The sequence below is a fragment of the Massilia sp. P2_C2 genome (assembly GCF_056404615.1).
The window spans coordinates 1-8,985 of record NZ_JBFUDR010000054.1 but is presented as its reverse complement, the minus strand read 5'-3'; the positions used below and the strand labels follow the sequence as shown (position 1 = coordinate 8,985).

Genomic DNA, 8,985 nt, shown 5'->3' with positions numbered 1-8,985 from the left:
CATCATTGTGCGGCCCCTTCCTGTTGCTGACGGCGGCGGTGCTGGCCCTGCTGTCCCTGCTGCGCGCCTTCCTGCGCGCCCTGGCGGCCCTTCCAGTTGCCCTGTCCGCCCTGCCCCCCGGCACCCGCGCCGCCGGCGCCGCGCGCCGGCCGGTCGCCCGGCAGGGTCACCCTGGCGCCGTCCTTGAGGCGGTCGGCGCCCTCGGTGATGACGGTCTCGCCGCCCTGCAAACCATTCGTGACTTCGACGCGCTCGGCATCGGCCTGGCCGCGCTTCACGGTGCGCAGCGCCACCGTGCGGGTCTGCTGGTCGAGCACGTAGACGTAATCGCCGTTCGCGCCATGGCGCAGGGCCGTCACCGGCACCGTGACGGCATTCCTGATGACGTCCACCTGCAGGCGGATGTTCACGAACTGGCTTGGGAACAGTGTCGAGCCCTCGTTGCCGAAGCGCGCCTTGGCCTTGACCGTGCCGGTCGTGGTGTCGACCTGGTTGTCCAGCGCCATGAAGCGGCCCTGCGCCAGCTCGCGGGTGCGGGTGCGGTCCAGCGCCGTCGCGGGCAACGTGGCGCTGGCGTTCACGCGCTGCTGGATCGCGGGCAGCTGGTCTTGTGGCACGGCGAATTCGACGTCGATCGGCGATTGCTGCGTGATGACGGCGATGCCGTTCGCATCGGTGCTGCCCACGAGGTTGCCGATGTCGACCGTACGCAGGCCCACGCGGCCGGCGATCGGCGCGCGCACCTGGGTATAGCCGAGGTTGATGCGGGCGATGCCTTCGGCCGCCTTGTCGGTCGTGACGGTGCCTTCCAGCTGCTTCACCAGCGCGGCCTGGGTATCGACGTCCTGGCGCGCGATCGAATCCTGCTGGAGCAGCGTCTGGTAGCGGCCCAGCGTGACTTTCGCCGTCTCGAGCTGGGCCTGGTCGCGCTGGCGCTGGCCCGTGGCCTGCAGCAGCGCCATCTGGGCGGGGCGCGGATCGATCGTCGCCAGCACCTGGCCTTCCTTGACGAGCTGTCCTTCCGTGAACAGGATTTTCTGCAGCACGCCGCCGATCTGCGGCCGCACCGTCGCGACGGCGGCCGGGGTCACGGTGCCAAGGGCGCCCAGCACGATCGGGATGTCGGCCCGCTCGGCCTTGCCGACGCCGACCGTCGTCGCCGGCATGCCGCGTCCGCCCGGACCACCCGGACCGCCGCGGCCGGCGCCGGGTCCGGCACCGCCCTGCCTGCCTGCGCCGCCGGGGCCGCCCTGCGGCTGGTGGATGAGGTGCCAGGCCAGCCCGCCCAGGCCGGCCATCGCGAGGATCGCGACGATGGTGCCGATGAGGCGCGAGCGGCGCCCGCGTTTCGTCTGGGTCGGGGTCTTGTTCTTGTCGGGTGTGACGGTCGAATCCATTGCGAGTCCTTGGCGGCCGAGTGCTCAAAAGCACAATAAAGTTTCCTGAAAATGTAGCACGGCATGCCAGGGCTTTATGTTTCGTAACGTACGCATCAGCGAGCCTTCACCCCGCCGGGCAAGCATCCTTCCAGACAAGAAATCTTGCGCCTTTACACGGTTTTACACCGATGTCGCCCACATCCCGGGAGATCCAAACAAAAAAGGCGCGGGAGAGTCCCACGCCCGTCCAGATCCATCACGGCGCCATGTTTCGGCGTATGGTCGKTCGCCTACATGCTGTTACAAAGCTTAACAGCCCGGAAAGGTTCAGGGCGCCCCGCACAGGCAGTGCGTGACGGCCTCGAACGGTTGCCTGCGGTCGGCGACGGCCGACAGCCAGCCCAGGTCCTTGCCGATCGCGGCCGCCGTCGTGCCGCCCAGCGCGGCCGTGCCGAGGTCGGCCGGCAGCAGGCCCAGCTTCACCTGCACGGTCAGGATCTGCGCGTCGGACAGGCCCATCCGCTCCAGGACGCGCTCGGCCAGCGTCGTCGGCCGCTCGGCATAGGTGACGCGGAAATCGTCGCCCAGGTGTGCCCGTTTCGCGGCCGAGCGCAGCGCGTCGCCATAGCTGCCCAGGCGGTCGACAAGGCCGCGCTCCTTGGCCTGGGTGCCCGTCCACACGCGGCCCTGGCCCACTTCGTCGATCCTGGCCGGCGTCGTCCTGCGCGCGATGGCGGCCTTGGTCGTGAACTCGTCGTAGATGTGGTTGATGCTGGCCTGGATCAGCTGGCCGAAGCGCGGATCGAGCGGGCGCAGCGGGTTGTAGGCGTCCGCGAGCCACGTCGTCGTCACGCCGGCCGTGTGGATGCCGAGCTTGTCGACGACCTTGTCCGCGGTCGGCAGGATGGCGAACACGCCGATCGAACCCGTGACGGTCTGCGGGTCGGCGATGACTTCGTCGGCCGCCATCGAGATCCAGTAACCGCCCGACGCGGCCACGTCGCCCATCGACACGACGACCGGCTTGCCGGCCGCGCGCGTCAGTTCCAGCTCGCGCCGGATCAGTTCCGAGCCGTAGGCGCTGCCGCCCGGCGAATTGACGCGCAGCACGACGGCCCGTACGGATTTGTCTTCGCGCACGCTGCGGATCAGGTTCGCCGTCGAGATGCCGCCGACCATGCCGGGGCCGCCCGTGCCTTCCGTGATGTCGCCGGCCGCGACGACGACGGCCACGGCGTCGCCGAACGGTTTGTCCGGGTTGCGCGACACGTAGTCGCCAAAGCCCACCTGGCGGAAGCTCTTGATGTGGTCGTCGTACACGCCGCGCTTGACGAACATCTCGCGCACCTCGTCGCGGGTCTTGACGCCGTCGATCAGTTTCCAGTCCAGCGCCACCTTCGCCGCGTTGCCGTTGGCGGCAGCCATCCGCTGCGGCAGCTCGTCGATGCCCTTCGCGATGGCGCCGGCCGGCAGCTTGCGCGCCTTCTCGACTTCCGCCGTATAGCCCGTCCACAGCGCGTTGTACAGGAAGCTGTCCGCCTCCTGCGCGGCCTGCGACGGGCCGTTGCCGATGAACGGCTCGGCAAAGCTTTTATAGGTACCGACCTTCATCAGGTTGACGGTGACGCCGAGCTTGTCGAGGGCGTCCCGGTAATAGTTGCGATGGCGCCCGAAGCCTTCGATCAGCACCATGCCCATCGGGTGCAGGTAGATCTCGCTGGCATGCGACGCGACGAGGTAGCGCTTCTGGTCGAACGTGCCGCCCCAGGCGACGACGCGCTTGCCGGCCGCCTTCACGCGCTCGACGGCCGCACCGATCTCGCGCAGCGACGCGAGGCCGCCGCCGTCCATCTCGTCGAGCAGCAGCAGGACCTCGCTCACGTTGGCATCCCTGGCGGCGCCGTCCAGCGCCTTCAGCACGTCCGGCAGGCGGACGAGCCGGCGGCCGTTGCCGGACAGGCCGGCGACGACGGAATCGCGCACGCTGCCGGCGCGCTCCTCGACGAGTTCGCCCTTCAGGTCCAGCACGAGGGCCGTCTTCGGCGCCAGCGGCTTGAGCCCGCCGCCGAACAGCGCCCACACGAAGGCGATGAGGATGAGCAGGAAGATGAGGTTCAGCACGAAACGGCGGGTGGCATCGAGGCCGCGCCAGAGCGCGCCCAGACCGCGGCGCAGGGAAGACAGGGGCTTGAAGGACATCGTTTCTCCGGCTGGTTAGAAAATCGGTTCGTTCGGGTCATGCGGTGGCGGTCGCCGGGCTGGCCGTGGCACGGCGCGAGATCGCGAACAGGCCGGCGAACACGAGGGCGCCGTTCACGATCAGCAGTTCGAGGCCGAGGCGGTAGCTGCCCAGCAACGCGTGCTGGTGGTATTCCAGCAGCGCACACAGGATCGGGGCGCCGATGGTCACCACGGGCACGAGACGGTCGTTCAGCGTGCGTGTCGTCATCATGCCGAATGCGAACAGACCGAGCAAGGGTCCATATGTATAGCCGGCCAGCTTCAGGATCACGACGATCATGCTGGGATTGTCCACCCATTTGAACACGAGCACCATGGCCAGGAACAGGAAGGCGAACGCCAGGTGCACGTGGCGGCGCAGGCGCATGCGCTGGCTTTCCGTCAGGTCGGCGCGGCGCCTGATGCCGAGGATGTCGATGCAGAACGTGGACGTCAACGCCGTGATGGCCCCGTCCGCGCTGGGAAACAGTGCCGAGATCAGCGCGATCAGGAAGATGATCTGGACAAACGCGGGCAGGTGTCCCATGACGACGGCCGGAAAGATTTTATCGCCCGTCGCCGTGACACCGGCCACCGACGCGTACAGGTACAGCAGGCCGCCGAGGAACAGGAAGGCGCACAGCACGACGACGAGCACGGCCGTCAGGCTCAGCAGGTTTTTCTGCGAATCCTTCAGCGTCTTCACGGAGATCGTCTTTTGCATCATTTCCTGGTCCATGCCCGTCATCGTCAGCACGATGAAGATGCCGGCCACGATCTGCTTGAGCCAGTAACCGGGCCTGTCCACGTCGTGCGTGAACACGCGCGCCAGGCCCCGCGCCTGCATCTGCTGGAGGGCCTGCGGGATCGTCAGGTCGAGTTGGCCCAGCATGAAGGCGACGCAGGCGAACAGGCCCGCCAGCATGCACGTCGTCTGCAGGGTGTCGGTCCAGACGATGGTCTTCACGCCACCCTGGTAGGTGTACAGCAGGATCATGCCGAGGATGATGTTCTGCAGGACGGCGACGACGAGGTACAGCCGCGCCGTGGCGCCGGACAGCGTGGTGCCGACCATGCCGAATGCGACGAGCATCCAGTTGCTGCTCTTGTTACCGATGAAAAAACTGTCGTTGTTGGCACCGCGCGACGTGGCCCGGGCGACGCCGAGCAGCAGGGCGAAATAGCCGATGAGGATACAGAAAAGCAAAGCCGGGGACATCGGGAGTCCATGTGATCTTATTGCCCGGCAATATACACGGAAACGGCGACCGAATCCGATGGTCAGATGCCCTGCCCCGGCGCCCGCTCGAATGGTCCGATGCAGGCGTCCATGGTTTCGTCGCGGCACATCACGAAGCGGGCGCCGGATGGGTGGAAGCGGATGTAGTTGATGGCGAGCGTGCCCGGCTTCATGATCTCGCCGGAGCAGTCCTGCTTGCCGTTGTCCTTCACGATGCGGTCTTCGATCCTGTAGAAGCCCTTGGCGCTCGGCTGCTCCGCCACCGTGAACTCGCTTTCCGACACTTCGTCCGCGCTCTTCACGAGCGTCGTGCCGTCGCCGCGGAAGTGGTAGGTTTCGGAACAGCCGAACTGCGGGATCGTGAGGATCCAGATCCCCAGCAAAGGATGCGAAGCCGATGGTGCAGCCGCTTCGGCCGACACGGTAGCGACAAGAGACAGGCAGGCGAACAACCGGGGTAGCGTACGCATGATGGGCCTTTGCAGGACGGTGCAGCAAAGCGCTGGGGGCCTTGTCATTATTGCACAGCCATGCGCCGCGCGGGCGCGCGGATGCAGGAATCCGCGCGCCGCTTCCGGGAGGTGTCGCGTCAGCCGTTTTCCGGCGGCGTCTTCGGCTTGGCCGGACGGCGCGGCGCGCGCGTGGCGGGCTTGCGCGACGGGGCCTTGTGCGATGGACGGGACGATTTCTTGCGGGCCGACTTATTGGCTTGACCGTCGCCCTCACCTTCCACGTCAACCGGATCGGCCGGCGCCGCTGCCAGGTCGGCACCGGCGTCCACGACAGCAGTCTGCGCGTCCAGCGCGAAGGCGCCATCGTCCGCCGTTGCCGCCTCCGGCATCACGGCCGTGCCGGTGTCGGCAACCTGCGGCGCCTCGGCGGCTGCGGCCGCGGCTTTGCGGGACGGCGTCTTGCGGGTCGGGCGGCGGCGTTCCTTCGGTGCAGGCGTTTCGACGGCCGCTGCGGGCGCCTCGGCGTCCTCGGCCGCAGCCGCCACCGGTTCGGGCGTCTCGGCCAGGTCCGGCGTCGGCGCCGGCCACGTAGCCATGGCCACGTCTTCGGATGCCGGTGCGACTGCTTGCGTGTCGCGGCCCTTGCGGTTGCGGCCACCGCGGCGGCGTGATTCACGGGCGGAGGCCGGCGCCGGCGCTTCCGAAGGCTGCTCGCCCTGGGTTTCCGCGCCCAGTTCGTCGATGGCGTCCGCCACCGGCTCGGCCGCGGCCTGCTGCGGCTCGGTGTCCGGCACGGCGGCCGGTTCGGCCACGGCGTCGACGACGGGCAACTCGACCTGGGCGTTGGCGCCGCGGAAGACATAGGTGCCGGATTTTTCGTCGCGCCCGAACTCGAACAGGCCGCGCGTCTGCGCTTCTTCCAGCAGGTTGCCGAACGTGCGGAAGCCGTAATAGGTCTCGGAGAAGTCCGGGCGGCGGCGCTTCAGCGTGTCCTTCAGCAGCGACGCCCAGATCTTGCCCGTATCGCCCCGTTCGGAGACGAGCGCATCGAAGGTCTCGACGACCATCTCCAGCGCCTGCAGCTTGCGCGCTTCCATCTCCTCGCGCTTGCGGTTGCCCTCGTCGGACGGACGGCGGCTCTGCGGCTGGGCCTTGCGCTCGTCGCGCTTGGCGGCGGCGCGGCGCTGCTCGCGCACGAGGTCGTCGTAGAAGATGAATTCGTCGCAGTTGGCGACGAGCAGGTCGGACGTCGACTGCTTGACGCCGACGCCGATCACGCGTTTCGCGTTCTCGCGCAACTTGGAGACGAGCGGAGAGAAGTCCGAGTCGCCCGAGACGATCACGAACGTGTTCACGTGCGACTTCGTGTAGCACAGGTCGAGCGCGTCCACGACCATGCGGATATCCGCAGAGTTCTTGCCCGACTGGCGCACGTGGGGGATTTCGATCAGTTCGAAGTTCGCTTCATGCATCGTGGCCTTGAAACCCTTGTAGCGATCCCAGTCGCAATACGATTTCTTGACCACGATGCTGCCCTTGAGCAGCAGGCGTTCGAGGACGGGCTTGATGTCGAATTTTTCGTAATTCGCATCCCGCACGCCGAGTGCGACGTTTTCGAAGTCGCAGAACACTGCCATGCTGATGTTGTCTGAAGATGAAGCCATGTGTGTTGTTGTGTGGTTGTGGACGAGCTGACCTGGGATTATACGCAACAACGATGGCGAACCGGACACGGACGTATCCGCGGCCCGCGCTCAGTCCAGGCGCTCCAGCGTGGCAGGATCGGCACGGCCGTCGAAAAACTGGTCGAGGCAGGCCTGGAAGATCGCCTCGTCTGGCGCGACGTCGGCGAACAGCGTCATCGAGGAATGGAATTTGAGGTTGTCGGGATGGCCGAAGATCTCGTCGACGCCGCGGTCGTCATGGCTGGCGACCGCCGCCGCGCACGCGCGCAGCCGGGGGCCCAGCACGGGGTGTGCGAGGTAGGCGGCGGCCTCGTCGGCGGAGCGGATCGCATAGCGCTGCGCCATCGCGCTCTGCCCCAACCCCTCGATCTGCGGGAAGATGAACCACATCCAGTGGGTGCGCTTGCGGCCGGCGCGCAGCTCGGCCAGCGCCGTGTCGACCACGCCGTTTTGCGCTTCGACGAAGCGGTCCAGGTTGAAGTCGGTTGCCATCGGTCTCTCCTCCTTCGGCGCATCGTACGCCGTTCGCGCGATTTGCTAAAGTGGCGGCACGATGAAACCCGAACACCTCACCCTGCTGCTGACCCGTGAAATGCCCTACGGCAAATACAAAGGCCGCACCATCGCCGAACTGCCCGGCCACTACCTGGGCTGGTTCGCCCGAGAAGGCTTTCCGAAGGGAGAGCTGGGCGAACTGCTCGCCCTCATGTACGAACTCGACCACAACAACCTGCGCGGCCTGCTCGACCCATTGCGGCGATGATCGATTTTTTCGATGCTGGTGCGTGAAATTACTCGTTTTTCAATGTCGTCCAGCGTCCCTATACTGGCTTCCATCGACAGCAATCAACAGGGAGAAACACCATGATGGAAGTCCGCAGGAGCGATGAACGGGGCGCAGCCCACCACGGCTGGCTGCAGTCCAGGCACACCTTTTCGTTCGCCGATTACTACGACCCGCGCCACACCGGCTTCGGCCCGTTGCTGGTGATCAACGAAGACCGCGTCGCCCCCGGCGCCGGCTTCGGCACGCACGGCCACCGCGACATGGAGATCATCTCGTACGTGCTGGACGGCGCGCTGGAGCACAAGGACAGCATGGGCACGGGCTCCGTCCTGCACTACGGCGACGTGCAGCGCATGAGCGCCGGCAGCGGCGTGCGGCACAGCGAGTTCAACGGATCGAAGACGGCGCCCGTGCACTTCCTGCAGATCTGGATCGAGCCGGATACGAAGGGTATTCCGCCCAGCTATGAGGAGAAGCATTTTTCTGCCGAAAGCAAGAAGGGCAAACTGCGGCTGATCGCTTCACGGGATGGGCGGCAGGGGTCGGTGACCATTCATCAGGATGCGTCGGTGTATGCGGCCATTCTCGATGAAGGCGATCGGGTCGAACATGTGCTGGATCGGGAGCGGCTCGCGTATGTGCACGTGATTCGCGGGGATGTTTCCGTCAATGGCGTGGCGCTGAAGGATGGGGATGCGCTCAAGATCGGGGGTGAGGAGCGGGTCGTGTTTGACCGGGCGGAGGGGGCTGAACTGCTGTTGTTTGATCTGCCTGCTTGATGGGGTGGGAATGGCGGTCTCCGCTGCCAAGGTTGCGGAGACCGGGATCAAGATCATATGCGAAGCCCAGGCAACCGGTTCCAGTTGCGGTTGAGCTTCGGAACTGCTGAACTCAACATTCAATCCCACCAGAAGCAGTTCACAGCATGAATTCACGCATCCACTCGCAAGCTCGAATGACACCGAAAATCCGCCAGGAGATTAAGGATTCCAACCTGTCGTCCAGAGAAGCGGCCAGAGTGTTCAACGTCACTCGGGCCACTGCACAAAAATGGCTGGGGCGCGACGATGTACAGGACCGCTCACATCGTGCCCACACGCTGCATACGACCTTGAGCGCGGCCCAGGAGGCCATCGTCCTGGCACTGCGCCAATCGCTCTACCTGCCACTCGACGATCTGCTGTTCATCACGAAGCAGTACATCAATGCCGATGTGTCCCGC

General features: G+C 66.1%; 8 protein-coding genes and 1 pseudogene. 3 read left to right on the top strand and 6 right to left on the bottom strand.

The genetic code is table 11. The features are described 5' to 3' along the window. Window positions 1-2 precede the first annotated feature (2 nt). The 6 genes from AC1DYX_RS09165 to AC1DYX_RS09140 all read right to left on the bottom strand — a co-directional run bounded on the left by AC1DYX_RS09165 (window position 3) and on the right by AC1DYX_RS09140 (window position 7,468). Window positions 3-1,397, bottom strand: a complete 1,395-nt coding sequence (locus tag AC1DYX_RS09165; RefSeq protein WP_477258495.1) for an efflux RND transporter periplasmic adaptor subunit — start codon at window positions 1,395-1,397, stop codon at window positions 3-5. Window positions 1,398-1,706: 309 nt separating this feature from the next. After that, window positions 1,707-3,578: a signal peptide peptidase SppA gene (gene sppA, locus AC1DYX_RS09160; protein WP_477258493.1), complete on the bottom strand. Its 1,872-nt coding sequence runs from the start codon at window positions 3,576-3,578 to the stop codon at window positions 1,707-1,709. Window positions 3,579-3,615: 37 nt separating this feature from the next. Further along, a complete protein-coding gene (locus AC1DYX_RS09155; protein ID WP_477258491.1) occupies window positions 3,616-4,818 on the bottom strand; it encodes a sodium:solute symporter family transporter in 1,203 nt (400 codons plus the stop codon). Window positions 4,819-4,880: 62 nt separating this feature from the next. Further along, on the bottom strand, window positions 4,881-5,309 hold the full coding sequence (locus AC1DYX_RS09150; protein WP_477258489.1) for a hypothetical protein: 429 nt from the start codon (window positions 5,307-5,309) through the stop codon (window positions 4,881-4,883). Between the two features lie 119 nt (window positions 5,310-5,428). Continuing rightward, window positions 5,429-6,955, bottom strand: a complete 1,527-nt coding sequence (locus tag AC1DYX_RS09145) for an NYN domain-containing protein (RefSeq protein WP_477258487.1) — start codon at window positions 6,953-6,955, stop codon at window positions 5,429-5,431. A gap of 90 nt (window positions 6,956-7,045) precedes the next feature. Then, entirely contained in the window at window positions 7,046-7,468 is a 423-nt protein-coding gene (locus tag AC1DYX_RS09140; protein WP_477258485.1) for a DUF1810 domain-containing protein, read from the bottom strand. Window positions 7,469-7,529: 61 nt separating this feature from the next. Here AC1DYX_RS09140 and AC1DYX_RS09135 point away from each other — a divergent pair, with 61 nt between their 5' ends. From AC1DYX_RS09135 to AC1DYX_RS09125, 3 genes and pseudogenes are all read left to right on the top strand, one after another. Continuing rightward, window positions 7,530-7,739, top strand: a complete 210-nt coding sequence (locus tag AC1DYX_RS09135) for a DUF3820 family protein (protein ID WP_259447651.1) — start codon at window positions 7,530-7,532, stop codon at window positions 7,737-7,739. A 101-nt stretch (window positions 7,740-7,840) separates the two neighbouring features. Then, window positions 7,841-8,542: a pirin family protein gene (locus AC1DYX_RS09130; RefSeq protein WP_477258483.1), complete on the top strand. Its 702-nt coding sequence runs from the start codon at window positions 7,841-7,843 to the stop codon at window positions 8,540-8,542. Between the two features lie 146 nt (window positions 8,543-8,688). Then, window positions 8,689-8,985: pseudogene (locus tag AC1DYX_RS09125) on the top strand (IS481 family transposase); the annotation flags it as partial.